General features: G+C 61.3%; 16 protein-coding genes. 9 read left to right on the top strand and 7 right to left on the bottom strand.

Features of this window, described 5'->3' with window-relative positions:
• Window positions 1-14: 14 nt before the first annotated feature.
• Window positions 15-2,063 carry an MASE4 domain-containing protein gene (locus tag GJ700_RS32770; protein WP_154382050.1) on the top strand — a complete coding sequence of 683 codons (2,049 nt, stop codon included), beginning with the start codon at window positions 15-17 and terminating at the stop codon, window positions 2,061-2,063.
• A 25-nt stretch (window positions 2,064-2,088) separates the two neighbouring features.
• On the opposite strand, the gene GJ700_RS32765 is transcribed toward GJ700_RS32770, so the two are convergent.
• Window positions 2,089-4,599 carry a M4 family metallopeptidase gene (locus tag GJ700_RS32765; RefSeq protein WP_154382048.1) on the bottom strand — a complete coding sequence of 837 codons (2,511 nt, stop codon included), beginning with the start codon at window positions 4,597-4,599 and terminating at the stop codon, window positions 2,089-2,091.
• 275 nt (window positions 4,600-4,874) lie between these two features.
• On the opposite strand from GJ700_RS32765, the gene GJ700_RS32760 reads away from it, so the two are divergent.
• Genes GJ700_RS32760 through GJ700_RS32750 form a run of 3 tightly spaced genes read left to right on the top strand, consistent with a single transcriptional unit; the run spans window position 4,875 to window position 6,883 of the window.
• Window positions 4,875-5,327 (top strand): cache domain-containing protein, encoded by a 453-nt coding sequence (locus GJ700_RS32760; protein WP_154382046.1) that lies wholly within the window; start codon window positions 4,875-4,877, stop codon window positions 5,325-5,327.
• 7 nt (window positions 5,328-5,334) lie between these two features.
• Entirely contained in the window at window positions 5,335-6,078 is a 744-nt protein-coding gene (locus tag GJ700_RS32755) for a substrate-binding periplasmic protein (RefSeq protein ID WP_195764086.1), read from the top strand.
• 25 nt (window positions 6,079-6,103) lie between these two features.
• Window positions 6,104-6,883 (top strand): metallophosphoesterase family protein, encoded by a 780-nt coding sequence (locus tag GJ700_RS32750; RefSeq protein ID WP_154382042.1) that lies wholly within the window; start codon window positions 6,104-6,106, stop codon window positions 6,881-6,883.
• Between the two features lie 48 nt (window positions 6,884-6,931).
• Here the strand turns inward: GJ700_RS32750 and GJ700_RS32745 are convergent, their stop codons facing one another.
• From GJ700_RS32745 to GJ700_RS32735, 3 genes are all read right to left on the bottom strand, one after another.
• Entirely contained in the window at window positions 6,932-10,003 is a 3,072-nt protein-coding gene (locus GJ700_RS32745) for a ligand-binding sensor domain-containing diguanylate cyclase (protein WP_154382040.1), read from the bottom strand.
• 196 nt (window positions 10,004-10,199) lie between these two features.
• Window positions 10,200-11,537 carry a hypothetical protein gene (locus tag GJ700_RS32740; protein ID WP_154382038.1) on the bottom strand — a complete coding sequence of 446 codons (1,338 nt, stop codon included), beginning with the start codon at window positions 11,535-11,537 and terminating at the stop codon, window positions 10,200-10,202.
• On the bottom strand, window positions 11,534-11,845 hold the full coding sequence (locus GJ700_RS32735; protein ID WP_154382037.1) for a hypothetical protein: 312 nt from the start codon (window positions 11,843-11,845) through the stop codon (window positions 11,534-11,536). Before GJ700_RS32735 ends, GJ700_RS32740 begins: the two co-directional genes overlap by 4 nt.
• 133 nt (window positions 11,846-11,978) lie before the next feature.
• Here GJ700_RS32735 and GJ700_RS32730 point away from each other — a divergent pair, with 133 nt between their 5' ends.
• Window positions 11,979-13,154 carry a YncE family protein gene (locus GJ700_RS32730; protein WP_154382035.1) on the top strand — a complete coding sequence of 392 codons (1,176 nt, stop codon included), beginning with the start codon at window positions 11,979-11,981 and terminating at the stop codon, window positions 13,152-13,154.
• A 36-nt stretch (window positions 13,155-13,190) separates the two neighbouring features.
• Here GJ700_RS32730 and GJ700_RS32725 read toward each other — a convergent pair whose 3' ends face one another.
• The gene (locus GJ700_RS32725; protein WP_371868234.1) at window positions 13,191-14,105 is read right to left on the bottom strand and encodes a LysR family transcriptional regulator; all 915 of its coding nucleotides are present in this window, start codon (window positions 14,103-14,105) and stop codon (window positions 13,191-13,193) included.
• Window positions 14,106-14,211: 106 nt separating this feature from the next.
• Here GJ700_RS32725 and GJ700_RS32720 point away from each other — a divergent pair, with 106 nt between their 5' ends.
• Together GJ700_RS32720 and GJ700_RS32715 are read left to right on the top strand one after the other, a co-directional pair.
• On the top strand, window positions 14,212-15,315 hold the full coding sequence (locus tag GJ700_RS32720) for an alkene reductase (protein ID WP_154382033.1): 1,104 nt from the start codon (window positions 14,212-14,214) through the stop codon (window positions 15,313-15,315).
• Entirely contained in the window at window positions 15,312-16,322 is a 1,011-nt protein-coding gene (locus tag GJ700_RS32715; RefSeq protein ID WP_154382031.1) for a zinc-dependent alcohol dehydrogenase family protein, read from the top strand. Before GJ700_RS32720 ends, GJ700_RS32715 begins: the two co-directional genes overlap by 4 nt.
• Before the next feature lie 141 nt (window positions 16,323-16,463).
• Here the strand turns inward: GJ700_RS32715 and GJ700_RS32710 are convergent, their stop codons facing one another.
• Together GJ700_RS32710 and GJ700_RS32705 are read right to left on the bottom strand one after the other, a co-directional pair.
• The gene (locus GJ700_RS32710) at window positions 16,464-17,237 is read right to left on the bottom strand and encodes a dienelactone hydrolase family protein (RefSeq protein WP_154382029.1); all 774 of its coding nucleotides are present in this window, start codon (window positions 17,235-17,237) and stop codon (window positions 16,464-16,466) included.
• A 469-nt stretch (window positions 17,238-17,706) separates the two neighbouring features.
• On the bottom strand, window positions 17,707-19,311 hold the full coding sequence (locus GJ700_RS32705) for a nucleoside hydrolase-like domain-containing protein (protein ID WP_229507381.1): 1,605 nt from the start codon (window positions 19,309-19,311) through the stop codon (window positions 17,707-17,709).
• 456 nt (window positions 19,312-19,767) lie between these two features.
• Between GJ700_RS32705 and GJ700_RS32700 the strand changes: the two genes are divergently transcribed.
• Complete coding sequence (locus tag GJ700_RS32700) at window positions 19,768-20,352, top strand: beta propeller repeat protein (protein ID WP_154382027.1); 585 nt, start codon at window positions 19,768-19,770, stop codon at window positions 20,350-20,352.
• A gap of 43 nt (window positions 20,353-20,395) precedes the next feature.
• Window positions 20,396-22,000: a glycoside hydrolase family 43 protein gene (locus GJ700_RS32695; protein ID WP_229507380.1), complete on the top strand. Its 1,605-nt coding sequence runs from the start codon at window positions 20,396-20,398 to the stop codon at window positions 21,998-22,000.
• Window positions 22,001-22,009 lie beyond the last annotated feature (9 nt).

The raw sequence follows: 22,009 nt of genomic DNA, 5'->3' as shown, positions 1-22,009 counted from the left end.
GCAGGAACCTTCTTATGAACGTATTCCCACAATCCGGTTTGCTGGCGCAACGGGCGGTAAGCCGGCGGGAATTGGGATTGCTGGCCGCCGTCTTTGCCGGCTATATGGCCCTGGTGGCCATGCTGGTCCCGTTTGCCGGCGTCGAATGGCCACGGCTGCCACACGTCTCGTCAGTCTTTGCAATTGGTATCGGGATACTGCATGGGCTGACGGCGCTGTTGCTGGGATTCGAATTCAAGTGCCGCCCCGGGCAGCCGTTGCGCTTGCTGGCGGTGGCGTATGCCTATAGCGCCATCATGGCGCTGCTGCATTTGCTGACCTTTCCCGGCGCGCTGCTGCCGGACACGGCGCTCCTGGGCCGCAAGGAAACCGTCGCCTGGTTGTATCTTGCCTGGCAAACCGGCTACGCCGGGCTGGCGGTCACGGCGATCGTGCTGCAGGCACGGACGCCGCGCGAAGGGGCGGTTCCCCGGATTCGGGGCGTCGCGCCCGCCATGTGGCTGACGGCGGGCGGTATTGCCGTGATTTATGCGGGTTCGGTTTACCTGCCACTGCCAGGCTACTTTGCGGGCGACCAGTTCCTGCAATTCATCAATTGGACAATGTGGTTCATGGCCGCCGTGGTCGCCGTCGGCATTGCCGTGCTGATCACCAGCCGCAATACCCACGTCTCGCTGTTTTCATGGCTCAGTATCCCGTTGCTGACCATGCTTGGTGGCATCATCCTCAGCAACATCGGCGGCGGCCGGTACACGGTCGGCTGGTATGCGGCGCGCGGCAGTTACCTGCTGGGCAGTACGGTCGTGCTGGTGCTGTTGCTGGAGCGGATCGCCCGCCTGCAACAGTCGCTGGTCAACACCGTGGAATCGCTGGCGAAGCAGACCGAGCACTTGCAGGCCGAGATCCAGAAGCGGGAAGCGACGGAAATGATGCTGGTACAGGCCCAGAAAATGGAAGTGGTGGGGCAACTGGCGGGCGGCATTGCCCATGATTTCAACAACTTCCTGCAAGTGGTGAACATGCGCATGGAGTTATTGCAATACAAGCTGCGCGGCCAGAACATGGAAGAAGACTTTTCCGTGATCCGGCGCGGCGTGCGGCGCGTGCAATCGCTGATCCAGCACTTGCTGTCGTTTTCCGGGCGGCGCAGCTACCAGCCCAAGCTGGTCGATTTGCAGCGCCTGTTGCCTGATTGCGTGGACTTCGCGCGCGCCACCATCGGCGTACGGATCGACGTGCAACTGGCGGTGGACGAGGGCACGCCACTGGTCCTGGTCAACCCCAGCGAACTGGAAGCGGCCATGTTGAACCTGATCGTCAACGCCCGCGATGCGATGCAGGAAGCGGGCGCGGTCCAGGTGCGGGCATCGCGGTTGCGGCTGCCGCCGAGCAATGCCCATCAATTGCCGCCCGGCCTGTACGCGCGCCTCAGCGTGACCGATGCGGGCTCCGGGATTCCCGCCCACGTGCTGCCCCATGTCTTCGATCCGTTCTTTACCACCAAGCAGAAGGGTAAAGGTACGGGATTGGGGCTGGCGCAAGTGTATGGCTTCGCGCACCGCCAGGGCGGCACGGCCACCATCGTGTCGCAGCAGGACAAGGGTACCGTGGTCACCATCATCCTGCCGGCCGCGGCGCCGGGCGCGGGGCCGGACAGCGACGACACGCAGCCGCTGTCGTCCTATACGCGGGGCGGCACCGTACTGGTGGTGGACGACAACAAGGCGGTGGCCGAAAGCAGCCGCGCATTGCTGGAACAGCTGGGCTACCTGGTGACCATCGCGGAGAGCGCGGACGAAGCGCTGGAAGTGCTGGCGACGGGGCAATGCAAGCCAGCCATCGTGCTGTCCGATATCGTCATGCCGGGCCAGATGGACGGTATCGGGCTGGCGCGCACGTTGCGCCAGCGTTATCCGGGGATCGGCGTGTTGCTGGCGACCGGGTTTTCCCGGGACGAGACCGATACGCTGCAGACGGAATTCCGCGTCTTGCGCAAGCCGTATTCGATGCGGGAATTGCAGGAAGGGATATTGGGGCTGCAATCGAAAACGGTGCCGGCCTGAGACCGGCGCCGCTTTCTGACCCCTGTTAATTCACGATCAGGCGCACCTTGTCGACCACGAACGACGTCTGCATCGACGAATCCTCGGTGGAGGCAAACGACAGCGTCACGGTCTGGCCTTTATATGGCAGCAGGTTGAACGATTTCACCGTGTAGCCGGCCGCCTTGTTCAGGTTGGAATACGTCGCCAGCGTGCCCAGCACGGCACCCGCGCTGTTTTTCACGGTGACGGCCAGCTTGTCATACGCCGTGCCGGTCGTGGTTTCCGCACTGTCGATGTGCAGCGCGAACGACAGCGTCGCCGCGCTGGCGCTGGACGGGATCGTCACGGTTTGCGTCAGGGTTTCCGTCGACGTCACGCCGTTGCCGCCCAGGTAGGCATACTTGCTGCCGTCATAGGCTGGCTGATTCGGCCAGGAACCGATGACGTTGGCCGTGCCGCCCCAGCTGGTGGCGCCGCTTTCGAACGAACCGTTCTTGATCAAATCCAGCATTTCCGGGCCGGTGCTGACCATCAGCACCGCATTGTTCGATTGCACGGTTTGCGGCGTGGTCGACGAATCCGTGACCTTGACGGCAAACACCGAATTGGCGTCGGATGCCTGCGCCGTGAACGAATAGGTCGGCTGCGTTGCGCCGGCGATCGTGGCGCCATTGCGCAGCCACTGGTACTTATAGGGCGCGATGCCGCTGGCGGCCACCACGGAGAAGGTTGCCGTGCCGCCGACCACCACCGTGGTTGATTGCGGCTGGGTGGCGATGGCCAGCGCGCCGCCGCCTTCGCCCAGGTCGGTACCGACATTGATGGCGGCGTAGGCGCGGGTGACGGCAACGACTTCCCGCGAACCGGCGCCATACAGTTCTGTCGCGGCCTGGATCATCTTTGCGCGCGCATCGCCATAATTGGTCGACGACGTGAACTTGGTGGTGGCGGCGCGGAACCAGATGCGGTAGGCCTTGTCATTGCCGATCCCCGTCATGGCTTGCGGCGGCTGGGTCAGGTAAGGGCTGTACATTTCGCTGGACGTGCTGCCGCTGGAGCCCTGCGACAGGAAATAAAACATGCGGTTGCTGGGGCCGGACGAATAGTGCGTGTTCAGCGTATTGAGCGTGCTGGACCAGGCATCCTTCGATGCGCCATCCTTGGACGGTTTCCACATCCAGCGCAGCGGCGTGCCCGTCGGCGACAAGTCCTTGCCCACCATCCAATCGTTGCCCGACGCGGGAATCGTGCTGCCCGTGGCGCCGCTCCGCGCATAGGCTTCCACCATTTCGCCCGTGATATCGGAGAACGATTCATTCAGCCCGCCCGATTCGCCAGTGTAATTGAGGTTGGACGTGGCGTCCGTGATGCCATGGCCCAGTTCGTGGCCGATCACGTCCAGCGACGCGATGCCGCGCCCGTTGGCGCCGTCGCCCAGGTACAGGCACTTGCAGGCCGGGTCATAGTAGCCGTTGTCGTAGTTGGTATCGACGTGGACGGCCGCGTAGGTGGCCGTGTTCATGCCATCCAGCGACGACCAGCCCTGCGTGTTCTTCAGCAAGTCGTAGGTGTTCATCAAGCCCCACAGCGCATCGACGGCGACGGTCTGGCCATTGGCGCTGGTGGCGCCGCCGCCGGTGTATGGCAAGCCGTCGCCCCAGACATTGGTGGTATTGGTAAACACGGCGCCCGGGACCGGATTCGACGCGGAACTGTTGGCCGCGTTGGTGACCGCCACGCCGCCATACGCGCCGCCCGTGCCGCGCGCGGGATCGAGCATCTTGTAGACGCCGTTGGCCAGCGTGGTCTGGATCGGCACGTCGCCGGAATACAGGCTGTGGCCGGTGCCGATGACGGTTTGCAGCGCGTTCCACTGCGCCAGCACGCTGCCGTCCTGCGCACTGATGACGGTGTCGCGGAACAGCAGTTTGCCGCCTTCGGCCATGCGGGTCTGCACCAGCCATGCCAGCGCATAGCCCGTGACCTTGTCTTCGACGTCCAGCGCGTTGAGCAGCGATTCGGCCTTGTTTTCCTTGCCGGGCACGCGCACCCGCTTGACCACGGGATAAATCACCAGTTCCGCCTGGGGCGCCGTGCGGTGCACGCCTTGCGTCGACGTGGCGCCGGCCGCCGCATCGATGGCCGTCTGCATGGCCACGGCTGGTGTCACGCTGAATGCACGCGTGGCCGCCAGCGTATTGGCGGCGCCCTGGCCCAGGCCGTTGCGGCGCTCCGAGGCCGATGCGTTGACCACGTTGCCCCGGCCATCGGTTACGACCACCGAGTCGGAACCCAGCACACGGATGCCTTTATAGGTATGGGCCAGGCGCACCACGCGGGTACCGCCTTCACCCGGGTGTTCGCGGGCCGGCGCGTAGCCGTGGTCGTTGTCCAGTCCCGTGCTGCCGTGGGCGGCGGACAGTTTTTGCGCCAGCGCGGCGCTGTCCTGCGCCGACGATTTGGCGAACGGCGCCGCCATCATGGTGGGCGCCGCGCCGGCTGATACGCAGATAGCGGCGATGGACAAGGCAAGCAGGTTTTTTTGAAGCGTCATGGGTCCTCCAGTGGGTTGAATTCAGGGGTTGAACTTGCTGATTTGATAACGCAAGCGCGAACATAAATAAACCCGCCTGGCGGAGTCAAAAAAAACGCGGAATGAGACAGAAACCACATCCGCATGAAAAATTAAACAACAGGTAATATTGATTGAAAAGTTACTACTATTGGTCCATGTGGTTTGCTGCCCGTGTCGCCATCCGAAAAACGTGACAACGCGGGCGCGAAGCCGTAACCTTTTCCTGTCGGCATTCTTCATGGGAGGGTGGGGGCATGAAAAAATTCTTGTTCGGTGTAATGCTGGCGCTGGCCGGCATGGGCGCGGCCTTCGCCGCGGACAAAGGTACGCAGGATGAAGCCGTCGCCATGGTGAAAAAGGCGGTGGCGCTGATCAAGGCCAAAGGGCGCGATGCGGCGCTGGCGGAATTCAATAATCCCAAGGGCGCCTTCATCGACCGCGACCTCTATATCTTCGTGCTCGACAAGGATGGCGTGACCCTGGCCAACGGTGTCAACCAGCGCCTGGTCGGGAAAAACGTCATGCAGCTGAAGGACGCCGACGGCAAGTTCTTCATCAAGAATTTCCTCGAGCTGGGCGATACCAAGGGCAAGGGCTGGGCGCCCGAATACAAGTGGTCGAACACGGTGACGCAGGCCATGGAAACCAAGCAGTCGTATGTGGAAAAGGTCGACAACCTCTATGTCGGCTGCGGCGTCTATAAATAGCCATTCCATGCGTTGGCGGTATTGGCGGCAATGGGTGCTGGCGTGCCTGTTGTCACTGTCCGCCGCCTTGCCGGCCGACGCGGCGCGCGTGACCGTGTACACCAATGCCACGGTCGCGCCGCTGGTTATCGACGAGAAAACCGGCCTGTACCCGGAACTGGTGGCGTACCTGAACCAGTTGAAGCTCGATGGCCTGGACTTTCACCTGGCCACGATGCCCCGCAAGCGGCTGCAGGCGGAACTGGAAAAAGGCACGCTGGACGGCATCGTCATCGGCATGATGCCGCAGTGGGTGGGTGACGGGGCGCAGGAAAAATTCCTGTGGACGGAACCGTTCGCCCACGATGCCTTCGTGCTGGTCTCGCGCGACACCAATCCGTTTTTCTTTGGCCAGCCGTCCGCCCCCAACGCGCGCGTCGGCGTGACCTTGGGCTACGTGTATCCGGGCGTGGATGACTGGATCGAACAAAACCGCTTCGTGCGCGACAACGCCGCCACGGAAGAACGCAACCTCGACAAGCTGCTGTTGGGGCGGGTGGACATGGTGGTGGTCACCGATTCCGTGTTCCGCTACTACATGCGTGTGCACCGCGTGCAGGGTGGCGTGATTTCCGAAGCGCTGCCGGGCAAGCCCAGCGACCGCCGCTTCCTGGTGCCGAAATCTATGCGCGGCGTGTACGAACAACTGGCGCCGGCGATACGCAAGCTGGGCGAAGATCCGCGTTGGAAGGTGATACAGTCGCGCTATTGAGTTTGTTATTCATTGATCACATTCTATGCGGCTATTGATCCTATCTGACTTACATCTTGAAATACACCGTCACGACCCACTACGCTTCGACCTCGACGCCAGCCGCCCGGACGTGGTGATCCTGGCCGGCGATATCGACACCGGCGCCAATGCGGTGCCATGGGCCGCGCAAACGTTCCCCGGGCGGACAGTCCTGTATGTGGCCGGCAACCACGAAGCCTACGGACACGACTTGCACGCCGTGGAGCGGGAAATCCGGCAAGCGTGCGCCGCCACGGACAACGTGCATTTCCTCAATTGCGATGCGCACAGCATCGGCCACGTGCGGTTTATCGGCGCGACACTGTGGACCGACTTCGCCCTGTTTGGCGCGCCGGAGCAGGCCGCCGCCATGCAACAGGCGGAAGAAATCATGAAGGATTACCGCCACATCCGCATCGCGGCGCCGGACAACCGCTGCTTGCAGGCCGCCGATACGTTGCAACTGCACCGGGAACACCGGACCTGGCTGGCGAACCAGCTGGCGCAGCCATTCGACGGCACGACGGTGGCGATCACCCATATGGCGCCATCGCTACGTTCGGTGGCGCCCAAGTATGCGGCCGACCTGACTTCGGCGGCCTTTGCATCGCCGCTGGACAACCTGGTGGAAAAAGCGGATGTCTGGGTGCACGGCCACATGCACGATTCCAACGATTACCGCATCGGCGCCGCGCGCGTGGTATGCAATCCGTGTGGGTACGTGAGGCGCGGCGGCGGGAATGAAAACACCAGGTTTGACCCGGCCTTTATCGTTGAACTTTAAAATTGCCACTCAATTATCTGTGACGCGTCACAGATAATTGAGCATGGCTCAAGTGCTGGCAAACTCCGCGTGCTCCCTGGCCCAGTACCATACCCAGGTGTTGCGCCCCGCGCTCTTGGCTTGATACAGCGCCAGGTCGGCCTGCTTGTACAGCGCTTCCTCGCTGGCCTGGGCGCCATGGAATGCGGCGGCGCCGATGCTGGCGCCGACCCGCATCTGATGGACACCGAAAGGAATCGGCTCGGCAATGCTGTCGATGATGCGGCGCGCCACCTGCTCGACGTCGTGCTCATCTCCCGTATTGCTGAGCAAGGCCGCGAACTCGTCGCCGCCCAGCCGGGCCAGGCGATCCGTCTCCCGTACGCACAGGTGGAGACGGCGCGCCACTTCCACCAGCAGCGCATCGCCGGCGTCGTGGCCAAGCGTGTCGTTAACCTGCTTGAAGTGATCGAGGTCGATCAGCAGCAAGGTGAACGGCGTCTTGTCGCGCGCGGCTTGCGCGCGCATGTGGCGCAGTTCGTCGTTGAACAGCCGGCGGTTGGGCAGGCCGGTCAGCGCGTCGGCGTAGGCGAGCTGTTCCAGCATCACCTGGCTGGCGCGCAATTCGGACGTGCGCTGCTCGACCATCGATTCCAACTCCGCCTGCCGGCGCCGGTACCAGCCGATACGCCAGCGCACCAGCCAGGCGATCGCGCCGGCGGCGAGCAGCACTGCCAACGCACGCACCCATGCCATCTGGTGCCACGACGGCAAGGCGTGCACGGGCAGGCTGAGCGGTTCCATCCATTCACCCGGGCGCGTTGCCGCCCGCAACTGCAGCGTGTAGTTACCCGGCGGCAGGTTGGTGTAAGCAAGGCGGCGTGAGCCGGGCGCGGTCGGGATCCAGCCGCTGTCGAATCCGACCAGCCGGTAGGCATACTGCGCGCGTTCGGATGCCGAGTAATCGAGCGCGGCGAATTCCAGCGAGAAGCCGCGCTCTTTCCACTCTGGCGTGATTTCCAGCGCGGCGGCGGCGGGAACGTCGGATCCCCAGAGGTAGCGGGCCGGCGCCACCGGCTGATCGCCAACGGCCAGATCGGTGACCACAACGGGAGCGCGGTAGTCGATGGCGGCCAGCTTGTCCGGGCGTAGCACGGTGAGCCCGGCAACGCCGCCAAAGACCAACTCGCCTTGGTCGGTCAGCGCGGCCGAATTGGTCCAGTACTGGATGATGTTCACGCCGTCTGCCTCGCTAAGCGCCTTGACGGCCAGCGTGGCGGTATCAATGCGCGCCAACCCCTTGTCGGTGCTGGCCCACATCGCGCCCTGGCGATCCGCCAACACGGCATTGACGCTATTATCCGGCAAGCCATGCGCGGTTTCGATGCGGCGAAAGCGCCGCCGTCCGTCGGCGTCGGTGCGTTCGAGCATTTGCACGCCCCGTCCGAAGGTTGAGCTCCACAGGCGGCCCTGCTGGTCCAGCGCGAGCGAGGACGTAAAACCGGGCAGCAGCCGGTCGCCGGTGGCTGCGTCGGTGGGCACGACTTCCAAGCTGCCTTCGGCCGACGGCAAAAAAACGAGGCCGGCGCGTGTGCCGATCCACAAGCCGCCGTCGGGCAGCGCAAGCAGCGACGAGACACGGCTGTCACCCAGCCCGGCATCCTCGTGCCGCAGCACCGTCGCTGTCGCGCCCGTGCCCGGCTTGAGCGCCCACAGGCCGTCGAGTCCGCCCAGCCACATGACGCCGTTCTGAAACGCTACGGCCCACGACGCCGCCCTGGCGCTGCGGCCCGGTATGCGTATTTGTTCGACCAGCTTGCCCTGGGCGTCAATCCGGTACAGGCCCAGCTGGGTGCCGACGTACACGCTGCCGTCCGGGCCGTTGGCCATGGTCAGGACCCGCCCGGTGGGCAGGCCGCCAGGCTTGCCCGCCTCGATCAGGCCAATGCCGCCGGCGACGGGATCGAGGATGGCGATGCCGCCGCCGCCCACGCCGACCCATACTTGCCCATCCGGGCGTGCCAGGAGGCTGGGCGCCGTGAACTTGCCGTCCAGGGGCAATCCTGTGTCGCGTATGGTAACCACCGCTTGTGGACGCGGGTCGTGCACGCTGTTCGCCTCGGTGGTGCCGACCATGACGAGCCCGCTGCGTTCCCGAAACAGGGTATAGATATCGTTGTCTCTCAGACTGTCCGGCGTGTCGGGCACGTGGCGGATGCGGCGTGTGAAACCGTTGCCCGGGGTCAGCGAGACGATGCCGCCCGCTTCGGTGCCGAACCAGATTTCATCGGGCGATACTTCTGCGATGGCAAACACGCGTTGCTTGTGCAAGGCGGGATTGGGGCCACTTTCCGCCACGGGAACGGCGTGCAGTTCTCCCGCTGGAATCAAGAAGGCGCCCTGATCGCGCGTACCGATCCAGATACGGCCATTCGTGTCCTGAAACAGGGCGTTGATGGGAGCGTCCAGCCCGAAAGCCATGGCGGCCGCCGCGTTCGGCGCACGGTAGAGCAAACCTTCCCGTGTACCGATCCACAAGCCGCCCGCGCGGTCGCGCAACAGCGCTTCAATGGTGCGGATGGCTGATCCGCGTGCGGAGGGCGGGAGCACGGTGTCGGACGAGGCGCTCAGCTTGCCGGAAGCATCCATATAATCGAGCCCGTTGGCGGTGCCGATCCACAAGCCGCCGGCGCCGTCGTCGGCGAAGGCAGCCACGTGCGCGTCGCTGACGCCCTTGGGCCCAGTCCCGATGACGGTAAAATCGTCGCGGACCGGGTCATAGAGGGCCATGCCCCCCGAACTCGTGCCGATCCACAGGTTGCCGCGGCTGTCCACATACACGGTGCGCACAAAATTGTCCGGAAGGGCGCGCGGGCGCTTGCTGTTGGCCGTATAAAGTCGCGATGTATAGCCATCCCAGCGAACCAGGCCTGACTGCGTGCCCAACCACATGAAGCCACGGCGATCCTGGGCCATCGAATTGGTCAGCGGCGCGAGCATGTGCTTGAATACCGTCGCGGCCATCCCGCTCCACCGGGGCGGCGCCGGGTCGGCCAGCGCGGACGGAAGCGTTCCCAGCATGGTCAAACACAGCAGAAAAGCCTGAACTTGTCTCTTTAGAATGCCAGTAATTATCTGCATGATGAGATAACCCTTGCTTTAGGGAACTAATTCACTATACATCGAATCGCCGTGCGGATTCAGCCCTTTTCCAGTGCGGCCTGGAATGGAATGCTCAGGGTAGCACTGTGCTGTTTTTTGTGACGCGTTCAACGGGTAAAGGCATGGGTTGGCTCCAGTTATCCGTGACGCGTCACGGATAATAACCGAATCCCCCTCAGCCGTTGACGATCGGTTGCGCAATGATCCACAGGCTCAGCAGCGTGTAGCCGACCATCAGCGCCAGCATCGGTAATTGGCTGACAGCGGCGCGGGCGCCGAACTGGCGCAGCGCGGTCTGGTGGCCGAGCCAGACCGCGGCGACGTGTCCGGCAATGATGGCGCCCAGCGACACGTACCACACCATGCGGGCGTCGACGATGCCAAGACGGATGAAATACAGGCGCGTGCCAAACAAATCCCAGCCCAGGCCCAGCGGATCGGACGCCAGTGGAATCAGGTATTGCGCCGCCATGGCCAGGAACGACAGGTAGTGGGCGATGTGATAGGCGATGGCGATCGGGACCAACGTCAGGACATACCATCCCGCCGTCGCCTCCAGCGACGCGCCGCCACCACACCATGCGATGGCGCGGCAGGCGCCCAGATAGACCAGCAGGAACAGCAGCGGCAGCACCAACAGCGCCGCCGTGCGCGCCCACGCCGGCGGCAGGCCAACGCTGCCTTGCAAGTCCAGCCAGCCCTGCGTCTCCATCAAGCCGTCAAAGCTGACGGACGCCAGCATCAGCATCAGCAACGCGATATGCGACCACTGCAACGGCGCCTCCACCAGCAACCCGGCGCCAAACGGCCGGACTTGCCAGCGTCCGTCCCGCACCTGGTTGGGCGCGAAGCGCGCCAGCAAGCCAAACACCACGGCAAACACTTCGCCATGCGCCAGCCAGGTGCGGCGGCCGAACACCCGCATGCCAAGCCAGGTTGCGCACGAATACAACAGCATGGCGGTGGCCAGGCTGGCGGGATGCTCGCTGTCTTCCCAGTTCAGTTCCATGTTGACGAAGGCGAAAAACAGCAGGGTGGCCGGCCATACCCCCAGCCAGCGGGGCCAGGCCAGCCGGGCCGGGCGGTCGCCCACCGTCCACTGGTACAGCGTGTCGAGTGGATTGACGAGCGCCCACAGGTCTCCCAGCAAGGCCGATACATACGCCATGCCGACCCACCAGATGGCCCAGACCATGGCTGGCGCGATATTTTTGACGGGATTTTGCGGCCCCAGGTAACCGGCCACGATGACCAGCAGGTACAGCGCCAGCACGGCGGCGCGCAACGCGAGAGCCAGCGGGCCCGCCATGGGAATCCGGGCCAACACGGTGTGTGCCTGGCCCGGCGCGCGTGCCCGCGCATGGCGCTGGACCGCGAGCAGGGCAAACGTCAGCGCCACCGTTGCGCCCGCGCCGGCCATGAACATCCACAGCGGTAAAGGTAAATCGAAGCGCTGCCCGAAACCGTGGGCCTGGGCGGGAAGCGGTATGGCTGCCAGCAGCCAGCGCTTCATTTGGGAACGACTTCCAGGTAGAGCAGGGCGGGGCCGTGGTGATGGCCTTTGCCGTGGGTGGCCAGCGGAAAGCGTCCCAGCGTGTGGGCCACCAGTTGCAACCGCCCCGGTGTGCGGGGTTTCAGCGCCAGTTGCACGTCATAGCCGTGCAAGTGCAGATCGAGCGCCGTGTCGCTATTCAGTAACAGCACCAGCGTGTCGCCCTGCGCGATGCGCAGCGTCGGCGCCGGGCTGGCGATCCGCCCTTGCTTGATTTCATAGCCCGCGCGCAACTCCGTCGCCCACAGGGGCGCCCATGCGACAAGCATTGCACATAGCAAGGAGCAAAAGAATCGTGGCATTCAGGGATATTACTGCGAATGAGCGTAATATCTGTTGTCTGACTGTCCCAGATTTCACACGATTTCTCCCGTTGCTCAAACTGCGAAGAAGGTGGTGAATATGAATACGCGACTGTTACTTCCGTTTGCCGTTTCCCTCTGCATCCCCGCCATCGCCGGCGCGGCAATCCTGGCGATGATGAATTACGAGACCAAGTCGGCCGATTCGCTCAAGGTCTTGAAAAACCCCGTCGGCCCGATGGCGCGCAAGGAAGGCATTGCCATCATCGATGTCGATCCCACGTCCAAAACCTTCGGCAAGATCGTCAAGGATATCCCGCTGCCAGCCGACCTGGTGGCGCACCACCTGTTCTATAACCACGACATGAGCAAGGCGTACGTCACCGCGCTCGGCAAGACGGAATTGCGCGTGATGGACATGAAGTCGAAAGACTATGCGATGCGCACCATCAGCGTCCCCACGTGCAGCGTCGGTGAAGACATCGTGTTTTCGCCGGACCACAAGCACTGGTATTTAAGCTGCATGGGCACGCAAAGCATGGTGGTGGGGGATGCGCGCAGCGACAAGGTATTGTCGACTATTAAAGTGGCGGCGCCGTATCCCCATGGGTTGGCCGTGCATGGCGGCGCCGACCGCATCCTGCTGACGTCGACCGTACGCGCCACGGACCTGGGCGACGCGGGTGAAGTGATCAGCGCGGTGGAAGCGAGCACCGGCAAGGTGCTGGGCACGTACAAGATGTCGGCCAAGCCGTCGCCCTCCGGCGTGGCGCCGGTGGAAATCCTGTTTGTGCCGAATGCCAAACCCGCTGTGGCCTATGTCACCAACATGTTCGGCGGCACGTTGTGGACCGCCAGCTGGCGGCCGGAAAAGAAAGACTTTGACGTGGCGCAGGCATATGATTTTGCCGACCTGAAAGTGGGCGTGCCGCTGGAAATGTATTTCAACCAGAACGGCACACGCATGTACGTGACGACGGCAAAACCGGGCCACCTGCATATCTTCGACATCTCCGCCAAGGCAACCGAACCAAAACTGATGAAGTCGATTCCGGCCGCCGAGGGCGCGCACCACGTGGCCTTCACCAAGGATGGCAAGTATGCGTTTGTACAGAATGCGCTGTTGAATTTGCCGGGCATGAGCGATGGCGCCGTCACGGTCATTGACTTGCAGAGCGGATCGGTGGTGGCCAGCATGGATACGCTGAAAAACGCGGGCTTGAATCCGAACAGCATCGTGCTGCTGCCGCAGTGGAATGACTTGATGGGGCATTGAACAGGATCCGGACGATGGCGGCCACCATAACCGGCTTTACCGCCGGGGCGCGGGGGCCGCCACCAAACCGCGCTCCAGCAACACAGCCGTGGCGAATTCCGTGAAAGTGCGCACGGCACGGGGAATGTGCCGCCTGCTCGGATAAACGAAATACACGCCGGCTTCCCAGTGATAGTCCGGCAAGACCTCGTGCAGCAACCCTTGCCGCACCAACTGCCTGGTCGTCAGCGTCGGCGCCAGCGCGATGCCCAGTCCTGCCAGTGCCCCATTCAATTGCGCTTGCAGCGAGTTGACTTGAAATCGGCCGCCGACGGCGACGTCGTGAAGTTCACCCTGGTGGCGCAATTGCCAGCGTTGCGCAACGCCGGAGCGGGCAGGGGCCGCAATGCAATCGTGGCGGGCCAAGTCGCCCGGGCAATCCGGTACGCCGTGGGATGACAGGTAGTCCGGGCTGGCGACCAGTTGCCACTGCACGGTACCGATTTGCTTCGCCACCAGCGCCGGTTCCACCATGTCTCCCGCCCGTAACGCCACGTCGATACCTTCGGCCAGCAAGTCCGCCCGCGCATCGGCCAGCACGAATTCAACGCGGATGCCGGGATGGCGGGCCATGAAAGCCGCCACCTGATCCAGCGGGAACCAGTTCAGGAAATCGACACCCGCGGCAACCCGCACCCGTCCCGTCAGGGCTTTGCCGCTGTCGGCCAGGTCTTGCGCCGACTGGCTCAGCGCATCGATCTGTTCGGCGCACTGCGCAAAAAACGCTTGCCCGGCGTCGGTCAGCGCCAGGCGCCGTGTCGAACGCTGCAACAGGCGCACGCCGCCTGCGCGCTCCAGCGCTTGCAATCGGCGGCTCGCGGTGCTGGGCGGAATGCCGAGTTGGCGCGCCGCTTCCGCAAAGCTGCCGGCACGGACCACCTGCACGAACAGCGCGATGTCATTCAAGTCCACGCATCATCCTTCCATATATGCACGAGTGCATGCCATTGATTCATCTAGTAAAGGAATAGGGCGCAGCCTACCATTGCCACACCCTTTTTGTACAGGAGCACTGGTAATGAACCCCGCGCTATTTGAACCGGCGCAGCTTGGCCATCTGACACTGAAAAACCGCATCGTCATGGCGCCCATGACGCGCAGCCGCGCCACGGGCGCCAACACGGCCAACGCGCTGATGGCGCGGTACTACGCGCAGCGTGCCGGGGCCGGCCTGATCATCGCGGAAGGCACGTCGCCTTCGGCCAATGGCCTGGGCTATGCGCGCATGCCCGGCTTGTTTACAGCGGACCATGTCGCGGGCTGGAAACAGGTGACGGACGCCGTACACGCGGAAGGCGGCAAGATCGTCGTCCAGTTGATGCATGCCGGCCGCGTGGGACACCAGGCGAACCTGCCCGAGAATGGCGAATTGCTCAGCCCCGGAGCCAGTCCCGCACCCGGTGAAATCCATACCGACGCGCACGGCATGCAGGCGCCCGGCATGCCTCGCGCGATGGACGATTCGGATATCGCGGCAGCGGTCGCGGAATTTGCCCGTTCCGCAGCGCTGGCCATGGAAGCCGGTTTCGATGGCGTGGAATTGCACGGCGGCGGCGGTTACCTGATTGAATCGTTTTTCAACGCCCATATCAACCAGCGTACGGACGCCTATGGCGGCAGTTCCGCAGCGCGCAACCGCTTCGTGCTGGAAGTGGTCGACGCGGTGGCAGGCGCCATCGGCGCATCACGCCTGGGCATTCGCTTCACGCCCCATTGCGCCGCCAATGGCGCGCTGCCTTTCGATGGGATGGATGCGCAATTCATCGCGCTGGCGCGGCAACTGTCGGACCGTGGATTGATGTATCTGCACCTGGCCGATTATGCGGCTATGGGGCTGCCGGCCTTGCCAGCGTCATTGCGCGAGGCCATGCGCGCCGCATTCGATGGTCCGCTGCTGTTTGCCGGCGGTTTCGATTCGAGCAGGGCGCAACGCGCGCTGGCTACGGGCGACGCGGATTTCATCAGTTTTGGCCGGCCATTCATCGCCAATCCCGACCTGGTGGCGCGCCTGCAAGCAGGCATCGCGCTGAATTCGCCCGATTTTTCCACATTGTATACCCCCGGCGAACGGGGCTATACGGATTACCCGATCTCGCAACAATCACTGATGGAGGCAGTATGAACACATTCAAAGCCTACCGGCTGGCCGGCCCCAGCCTGGAATCGCTGCAGCAGGTAACGGAAACCATCCCGGTTCCCGCCGCCTATGAAGTACTGGTGCGGATGCGCGCGGCATCGCTGAACTACAAGGACAATTTCTATCTGGCGGGCGACCAGGGCATCCGCTTGCCGCGCCCGACCATTCCTTTGTCCGACGGCGCCGGCGAAGTCGTGGCGGTGGGCGCCGGTGCAGGGCGCTTCAACGTGGGCGACCGCGTGGCGGGGGTGTTCGTACAGGACTGGCTGTATGGACCGATCGCGGACCATGCGGCCGATTCCAGCACGACGCTGGGCCATGGCATCGATGGCACGCTGGCCGAATACCGTCTTTTCAACCAGGAGGGATTGGTGAAGCTGCCTGAAAACCTGTCGTTTGAAGAAGGGGCGACGCTGCCATGCGCGGCCTTGACGGCGTGGAATGCGGTGCGCGGCGTCCGGGCCGGGCAAACGGTGCTGATTTTGGGCACGGGTGGTGTGGCGTTGTTTGCGCTGCAGTTTGCCAAAGCGCTGGGGGCGCGGACCATCGTGACGTCGTCCAGCGACGCGAAACTGGCGCGCGCCAGCGAAGCGGGCGCGGATCACGTCATCAATTACCAGCGCGATCCGGACTGGCACCACGCTGTGCGCGCGCTGACATCCGGCCACGGTGTCGACCACGTGGTGGACGCCGTCGGTCCCGACACGCTGGAACGTTCGATCCAGGCAACACGGCGCGAAGGCGTCGTGCATCTGGTTGGGCTGATCAATCCGGCCGGACGCATCGACCCGATGCTGATCCTCGGCGGCACCGTGACGGTACGGGGCGTGCGTGTCGGCTCGCGCGAATTGTTTGAAGAGATGAACGCGTTTATCGCCCACAAAAATCTTCATCCCGTCATCGGGCACCGGTTTTCCTTTGACGACGCAAAAGGCGCGTTTGAACGGCAATTGAGCGGGCCGGAATTCGGGAAGATCGTCATTACATGGTGATGGGCCATTTTATGGAATAACTTCGCATAATCTATATTATGTCAAATGCGAAGTTTACATAGAACGACCCAATATGCGCTTCCACCCAACTTGACTGAATCCGCGCAGCCTCCCTATCAAACGGAAGCTGCGCGGCGCAGCTTATCGCACCGCCATTACCGACCTCAGGAATTCAATAACCCTGCGCCGGGCGTCGATTGCCGCTGCGCTGTCGGCGCTGAAGTCGAAGCCGTGTCCTTCTCCCGGATAAATCACCAGGTCCGAAGGCGTTCCCAATTCGCGTGCCTTGGCCAGAATCGCTTCGCCGCCGCGCAATGGGACAACGGTATCCGCGTCGCCATGCAGTAACAGCGTTGGCGGCAATGCTTTCAGGTCCGCGTCCAGTTCGACCGGATCCGGCAACCGTGCATACAGCGCCACCAGCGCCGTTGCGGCCGGATTATCGGCGGCAACGGCAACGGCCAAGCGGCCGCCCTGGGAAAAGCCGACCACCGCGATTCGTCCATTCGACTGGTTCTGTGCACCGATACGCGCCATCAATTCACGCACAGCCACGGCCCAGCGCTTGAACCGGCCAGCGTATCCGGCGGCATCGAGCGTGCCGGCCTTTAATGCCGCCAAATCGGATTCGTTGTAATAATTGACGACATAGGCGTCGATGCCGGCCGCCGCCAGTGAACGGGCGTAGCGAGCATAGGCTTCGCTGCATGCCTCAAGGCACTGATAACCGTGCAACAAGATCGCTGCGGGGCGCTTGCCGGGAACGGTGGCGGGAAAGCGGGTGGTTGAAATGGTTTGGGTATGCAGCTGGATCCGTTCGCTGATCGGAGCCAGGGGTTGTCCGGTGTCCGCCCTGCCCGGCGCGAACGCCAGCAGGGAGAGACACATGACCAAAATCGTTTTAAAAGTGCGCACGTTGCAGCCTGATGGATAGTAAGAAGGGTAAACCGGTTGCCGGGTATGGCAGAGTCTGCTATTTTACTATCATTCCCTCAATATTATCTAATCGATAATTTCGTCAGTAATGTCGATTAGTTTGGAGTGCCAACGAATTCCGGATTCTTGCCGCGACTTTCCGTTACGCATCACGGATATATCTCAAATCGTTACGTAAGCGCGGCCTGCGAGCATTCATCGCTTGGCAGCCGGGAAATTTGAAGCGCTCCAGTAACCGCCAACCTTAGCCAGCAACGGCGTTGTGTACGCGTTTTGCCCAGGCGACGCGTGGAGCATCAGTGCTATTTACGTCGGCCGGCCAGATGCTCGACAAGTTCGTGTTCGTACGACGCGTCGCTATTCGACACTTTCGTGGCCGAGCCCCCTCCTCCTCTTGCAGTTTAACCGGCAGACACGCACCGCGTCCCCTCGACGCGTGCCGGCTTGTTCAGGGCGCGGACGGCATGAAAGTCACGATGACGCGTCCGTAGCGCGTCAGCGCCGGACTACCCTTGTCGATGACCTTTACGATGAAGTGCGCGGTCTCCCGTTTGGTGACCACTGGCGCCTGCCCCCAAACGGTATGATGATTTTCCGCATACCCCAGCTTGATCGGCTCCTTGTAGGTGCCAGCTTCGGGATACTGAAACCACAGGTAGCTCAAGCTATCCCCATCGGGGTCGGAGCTGCCGGCGGCGCTCAGCATGAAGCCCTCGCCGGATTTGACGGTCAGGCGTTCGCCAGGGCTGAGCTTTACTACTGGTGGATGATTCGCCCCCTTGTATGGCTTGGTGCTCCAATCCATGCGCGCCGCGAAATCGTTCTGAAAGTCTTTGCGCCAGCGCCAGATGGTGGTCCTGTATCCCGTGGAGACCTTGTCGTGGGCACGCACACTGCGGCCAAATTCGTTGTAGACCGTCGGTGTGTAACTATCCACGGCGTTGGTCCAGATGGCATGCGGCTCTTGTAATACAGGTACGCCCCCGGTGAAGCCGTCCGGATTGGTCGTCTCCAACGCTGGCGTGTAGAACTCGTAGCGCCCACCCCAGCCGCCCCAGTCCGGATGCTCGGGTGCGTTCAGGCCGTTTGGTATCAAAGACAGGAAGGCTGGCGTATCGCCCTCCACGCCAAACGAGACGTCTGGATACACCGCGCCCAGCGGGCCATGCCCCTGTTGAATATGCGCGGCGATCCAGTTGTTGCTCACTTCCGTACTGTCGAAGCCCGGCTCGGTCGAGTGCATGCCGGTCCAAGTGCCATTGCCATACCCGCCGGGGCTGACGATGTAGAACAGATCGGGAAACCGGGTGCGTATCCAGATACCGGAATCGTCCTGGTCGGAGATGGTGTAGACGCGCAGCTTGCTCAGCAGACGGGCGGTCTGCTCCGGCGTCCGGTCGTGGCCAATGCGATACAACGCTTGCGCAAGCGTATTGGCTCCGCCCCACACAGAAACCCACAGTGGCCGCGTATCGTTCTTCTCCAGGGCCTTGATGATGGCGTCCGATCCCGGCGTGTCCTTGCCGTCGCCGACACCTTGCATGCCATAGAGTTGCGAGCCAGAGCGCACCACCGCTTTCAGCGCCCCCGCTTTCGGAAAACCCGGTTCGTGCTTCAACAGATTGGGTTGTACCAGGCCATAGGCGTCGATGATCGCATGGATGGATGCCGGTGCGATACGCGACTTCTGATGCGTAGAGGTCGTGGCGACGATGCCTTCGATATCGATCTGGTTCGCGTACAGAAGCAAGCGCACGAGCGACTGGCTGTCATCGGGATCGGCCTCGATATCCGTGAGGACAATGAGGCGTTGTTTGGGTTCGGCGTGACCAAGGGCTGGCATGCAAGCCAGTAACGCCGAGAACATCGCCATGATTGGAAGTAGTCGCATCATCTCTTTATTGAATCGGGGGCCGCCCCCCGTAAGCGAACGATAGTGATTCAAGAAAAACGAACAGACAATCATCAGAATCACCAACGGGACTAATGATTTTCGCTTGCCGGTTGGGCTGCTGGGGATCGGTGCAACGCGATAGCGCGCCACATTGGACATGGCCGGCACGCAGACGCGCAGCAAAAGGAGACGAAAGGGTAAGCACCGAAATAACGCGAATGGAGAAGATATTACAAGGGTGCAGATAATCGCATTGATACTGCACTTTCGTGCATTCGACGTGCGGCGAAGGCGGCGAGGCCGCGCGCGCACGGGTTGCGGCCGGATCGAACCGCAGACTGTCGAGCGATCAATAACAAAATCTGCACGAGTACCGATACCAGGGGTGCAGAATTTTTGCCCGAGGGCGTCACGGCCGGCTGCCGCACATTACAGGGTGTATTTCTGCCGCAATATTTCGGATAGACTCCGCCGGATTGCGGGACAGGCGGGGCCGGCTTCCCGTCCCGCAAGCGGAAACCAGCCTGTCATCGGACAGCATACCCGACCTGGACGCCTGAGCGCGGCCAGCAATGCGGGCTGGCCGCGACCAGCACCTTGATCCAGGAATAGATAATGAAAATAGAGCGACTCTTAGCCCTGTCAGCGCCGCTGCCGACCTTGATGGCCGGCTGTGGCGGCGGTAGCGGCACCGCAGTAGGCCCCACTCCCCTGCCGCCGGCACCTGCCCAGCCGACAGCTCCTGCCGAGTCCGCCCTCCCCACCCAGCCGGCGCCCGGCGCGGGCAGCTGGACCAATGTGAAGCTCGGCGGCGGCTACGTACCAGGCTTGGTATCCACCGACTGCGGCCAGACCTGGCAGCAGGTGGCTTCGCTGTCATCGCACAAGATGAGCAAGGCGCAAATCGAAGCTGTCTCTCGGAGTGGCGTGGTCGGTGTCGAGCAAGTGATCTTCGACACTTCGAGCAAGGGTGTTGGTAGCGCTACCCAGACTATCGACACGACCGCCGCGCCGCACTGCGCCGAGGTGGCGGGGCCAGCGGACAGCACGTACAAGACCACCGACGGCGGCGCCACCTGGACCGGCATCGCTACTCCCGTGACCGGCGTCATCAACGGCGTGCGGGGCGTGTTCCGCTCCGATGATCGCGGCGGCAGCGGGCGCGAGGTGTTGTTCAATGACCAAGCACAGAAATCATGAGATCAATGATCTCGAAAATAAAACCAACCAAAATACTCTCTAAATGAAACCGTTAAGCACGACTGAAGTAACAAGAAGGCCGGCACCTGTTGTATATGGAATCATCAAGGCCATTTTCGCCTTCTTTGTTTTTATGGTCCCTGGCATTGCTTTAACTCAAGCTGAAAACCCGATAATTTTTGCTGATGTGCCTGATGTGGCCATGATCAGGGTTGGCGAAAATTATTATATGAGCAGTACCACGATGCACATGAACCCGGGTGTTCCGATTATGAAATCGACGGATCTCGTTAATTGGAAAATCATCAACTATGCCTATGAAACCTTGACGGATATGCCGGAGCAAAATTTGGCGGAAGGGAAAAGTATTTATAGCAAGGGTTCATGGGCAAGTAGCTTGCGCTACCACAATGGTACGTATTATGTAACCACTTTCGCACACGATACGCCAGGTGAAACCTATATTTTTAAAACAAAAGACATAGAAAAAGGAAACTGGCAAAGAGTTTCTTTTAAGCCATCCTATCACGATCATTCCTTGTTTTTTGATGATGATGGCAAGACCTATTTGATACATGGCGCTGATAAGCTAAAAATTATCGAGTTGAATGAGGATCTGACAGGAGTCAAACAAGGCGTCCCCGAGAAAATTCTCATTCAGAATGCCAGCTCGCCCTGCGGAAAGAATCCAAGCCTTGGGGCTGAAGGATCTCAATTATTCAAAGAAAAAGGCAAATATTATTTATTTAATATTTGCGCTCCGGACAACTGGGGAATGCGAACTGCCATCATCCATAGGGCGGATCATATCAACGGCCCTTGGGAAGGAAAAATTGCTTTTCAAGACCTGGGTATTGCGCAAGGAGGATTGATAGACACTCCCGATGGGCGCTGGTTTTCTTATCTTTTTCGTGATTATGGCGAAGTGGGCCGAATTCCCTATCTCATTCCTGTAAAGTGGGAAAACGGCTGGCCCGTACTGGGAGAAAATGGCAAAGCTCCGGAAAAGTTAGACCTGCCCCCCAGCACAGGTTTGATTCCGAGTTTGGTTGCCTCTGATGAATTCTATCGCAAGAACGGAGAGGCGGCATTACCGCTGGTTTGGCAATGGAACCATAATCCGGATAATGCGCTTTGGTCGGTAACGGATAGAAAAGGATTCCTGCGTCTCAAAACCGGAAGAATAGACACTGATTTCCTTCAGGCCAGGAACACACTGACCCAGCGCACTATCGGGCCAACCAGCTCGGCGTCTGTAGCGATGGACGTATCCAAAATGAAAGAAGGCGATTTTTCCGGATTATCCGCTCTGCAAAAAGAGTACGGACTGGTTGGGGTAAAAGTAGAAGGGAATAAAAAATCAGTAGTAATGATCACTACTGACAAAGACAAACCCGTTGAAGTGCAGCGAATTCCATTACATCAAAACCAAATTTATTTAAGAATCGATTGCGATTTCTCTGATAAAAAAGACGAAGCGAATTTCCTCTACAGTTTGGATGGAAAAATTTGGAAGCCGATAGGTGTAACATTAAAAATGAAATACACCATCCCGCATTTTATGGGCTATCGTTTTGGCTTATTCAATTACGCCACAAAGACGCCGGGCGGTTATGTTGATTTCGATTGGTTTAGAATCAAATACTAAAGGAAGATG

This window comes from Pseudoduganella rivuli (assembly GCF_009674485.1).
In the GTDB taxonomy this organism is placed as follows: domain Bacteria; phylum Pseudomonadota; class Gammaproteobacteria; order Burkholderiales; family Burkholderiaceae_D; genus Rugamonas; species Rugamonas rivuli_B.
Note: the sequence above shows the minus strand (reverse complement) of the source record. Positions and strands in the feature narration are given on the sequence as shown.

Coding starts and splice junctions, on each gene's coding strand:
- GJ700_RS32770 (WP_154382050.1), top strand. CDS start 15: ATGAACGTATTCCCACAATCCGGTTTGCTGGCGCAACGGGCGGTAAGC.
- GJ700_RS32765 (WP_154382048.1), bottom strand. CDS start 4,599: ATGACGCTTCAAAAAAACCTGCTTGCCTTGTCCATCGCCGCTATCTGC.
- GJ700_RS32760 (WP_154382046.1), top strand. CDS start 4,875: ATGAAAAAATTCTTGTTCGGTGTAATGCTGGCGCTGGCCGGCATGGGC.
- GJ700_RS32755 (WP_195764086.1), top strand. CDS start 5,335: ATGCGTTGGCGGTATTGGCGGCAATGGGTGCTGGCGTGCCTGTTGTCA.
- GJ700_RS32750 (WP_154382042.1), top strand. CDS start 6,104: ATGCGGCTATTGATCCTATCTGACTTACATCTTGAAATACACCGTCAC.
- GJ700_RS32745 (WP_154382040.1), bottom strand. CDS start 10,003: ATGCAGATAATTACTGGCATTCTAAAGAGACAAGTTCAGGCTTTTCTG.
- GJ700_RS32740 (WP_154382038.1), bottom strand. CDS start 11,537: ATGAAGCGCTGGCTGCTGGCAGCCATACCGCTTCCCGCCCAGGCCCAC.
- GJ700_RS32735 (WP_154382037.1), bottom strand. CDS start 11,845: ATGCTTGTCGCATGGGCGCCCCTGTGGGCGACGGAGTTGCGCGCGGGC.
- GJ700_RS32730 (WP_154382035.1), top strand. CDS start 11,979: ATGAATACGCGACTGTTACTTCCGTTTGCCGTTTCCCTCTGCATCCCC.
- GJ700_RS32720 (WP_154382033.1), top strand. CDS start 14,212: ATGAACCCCGCGCTATTTGAACCGGCGCAGCTTGGCCATCTGACACTG.
- GJ700_RS32715 (WP_154382031.1), top strand. CDS start 15,312: ATGAACACATTCAAAGCCTACCGGCTGGCCGGCCCCAGCCTGGAATCG.
- GJ700_RS32705 (WP_229507381.1), bottom strand. CDS start 19,311: ATGTCCAATGTGGCGCGCTATCGCGTTGCACCGATCCCCAGCAGCCCA.
- GJ700_RS32700 (WP_154382027.1), top strand. CDS start 19,768: ATGAAAATAGAGCGACTCTTAGCCCTGTCAGCGCCGCTGCCGACCTTG.
- GJ700_RS32695 (WP_229507380.1), top strand. CDS start 20,396: ATGAAACCGTTAAGCACGACTGAAGTAACAAGAAGGCCGGCACCTGTT.